Genomic DNA, 2,067 nt, shown 5'->3' on the forward strand with positions numbered 1-2,067 from the left:
GTTCTCTCAGACATACCCCAACCCCTTCAAGAACCCCTGCAACTCCACCGCTGCCGCATCGCGCTTATGCTCGATCTCATTGAGCGTCACCCGGTACTTGTCCCACCAGTTTTCGAAGGAGGCGACAATCTCTTTGCGCTGGGCAGCAATATAGCGCTCGATGATGGCCTGCATATCGTTGTGCAGGATAGTCAACAGCAGCTCGGCGGCTGCCTGTTCATCCAGCCCATCAACCGCCTTGTTCAGGTGGCTGGCAAAGTTGTCCTTCCTGGTTTTGAGCTGCTTCTTCACTTTGGTCAGTTCAGCTTTCCATTCCTTGAGTTGGCCCTCGTCAACGGCAGTGTCCTCGTCGTCGCTTAAGTCCGCCTCACCGTCGGCCTCGTCACCCTCCCCGCCCTTGGCTGGGGTGGCGGCCTTGATCTGGATTTCAAGTTCGGTTTTCTTCGCTTCCAGCTCGGCAAGCGTGCCAACGAAATCATCGAGCAGGAACTTGACCAGCTTGTGTTCCAACGGGCTGTGCTTGCTGGCCTTGTCTTCCATGGCGGTAACGATGCTGGTGCGCCAGGCATCTATTACGCCTCGGCTGCCGCGCGCCATCAGGCCAAGGAAGTCATATTTACTCTGATACCAGAAGCCGGCAACGATGCCGCGCACCTGGAAGGGATCGAGCATGCCAATGCGCTCCAGCGTTTCGCTGAAGCTGGCCAGCAGTTCGCCGCGTAGATCAACCAGCGCGGCGGTGTCGTCGAGTCTCCCAGCCAGGGCGGTGATGCGCGGGCTGTGTTCGCTCCACCACGCCTCGAAGGCGGCGCGTATTGAGGCTTCCTTGCTCTGCAGGCCAGCGTTGGTTTCGATGGCGGGCTTCAGATCGGCGCGGCAGGTCAGCTCGTCGCGGAAGTCGTAATACTGCGCATCGCGCTCCACAAAGAGGTCTTGCGGATCGAGGCCGTGGGCGTTGAATAGTACGGCCTTGGCCTGCACTTCAGCCTTGGGCACGCCGCCGAGCAGGTGAGCGCGCACGTCATGGGGCTCGGGCGGCGGTGCGTTGTCCACATAGCGGCGGATGTTCAGGTTGTAGTCGTTTTCGCGCAGGGTAGCGATGTCCACCACGTCGCTGAGACCGTCGATCTGGCGGAACTCGTCGAAGGCGGTAGCGATCTTCTCGATGTGTTCGGGCAGCAGGAAGTTCTGCGCCCGACCTTCGAAGTATTCACGGTCGGCGTTGATAAACAGCACCTTGCCCCGGCGCGCGACCGGCTTACTGCTAACCCGGTTGGCGCCGTCCTGTTTCTGCTGACGCAGAATCAATATGCAGGCGGGGATGCCGGTGCCGTAGAACAGGTTCGCCGGCAGGCCGATGACCGCTTCGAGTAAGTCTTTCTCGATGATGCCTGCACGGATGCCCTTTTCCTCACCACCACGGAAGAGCACCCCATGCGGCAGTACGGTGGCAACCATGCCCTCGTCGCGGGTGACAGCAAGCATGTGCTGAAGGAACATCAGATCAGCCTTCTTCGAACCCAGCGGCACCTCGCCGAAACGGAAACGCTCCTCACGAAAGGATGGAGCCCAGACCAGGTTGCCATCCGGACTTTTCTCGGTATGGCCCCAGTTGATGGAAAACGGTGGGTTGGTGAGGATGCGGTCAAAGCGGCGCAGCTCGCCGCCTTCGATATGCCGGGGATCAGCCAGGGTGTCTTCGTTCTCCAGCCAGGCGTTGCTGATGCCGTGCAGCAGCATGTTCATCTGTGCGATGGACCAGACAGTACCGTTGTATTCCTGACCAAACAGGTTGGCCTTGCGGCCATCTTCGCCGTGCTCGTCGATATATTCCTTGGCGGCGATCAGCATGCCGCCCGAGCCGCAGCACGGGTCATACACGTCATGGGCCAGGGTCGGCTTGAGCAGATTAACCATCAGCCGCACCACCGAGCGCGGCGTGTAGAACTCACCGCCTTTTTTACCAGCGGAGTCGGCGAACTCGGCAATCAGGTATTCGTAGGCCGCGCCGAGCAGATCGGGGAATTCGAAATCGCTGTTGCGCAGGCGCACATCGCCGAAGTGGGT

Annotated in this window: 1 protein-coding gene; it reads right to left on the minus strand. The window is 60.0% G+C overall.

Annotated elements, in window-relative coordinates; translation table 11 throughout:
* Nucleotides 1-6: 6 nt before the first annotated feature.
* Nucleotides 7-2,067 (minus strand): N-6 DNA methylase (locus FZE95_RS19435; protein WP_150302437.1); only part of this gene is annotated, 2,061 nt, incomplete at its 5' end.

It is taken from the genome of Pseudomonas profundi (assembly GCF_008638305.1).
In the GTDB taxonomy this organism is placed as follows: domain Bacteria; phylum Pseudomonadota; class Gammaproteobacteria; order Pseudomonadales; family Pseudomonadaceae; genus Halopseudomonas; species Halopseudomonas profundi.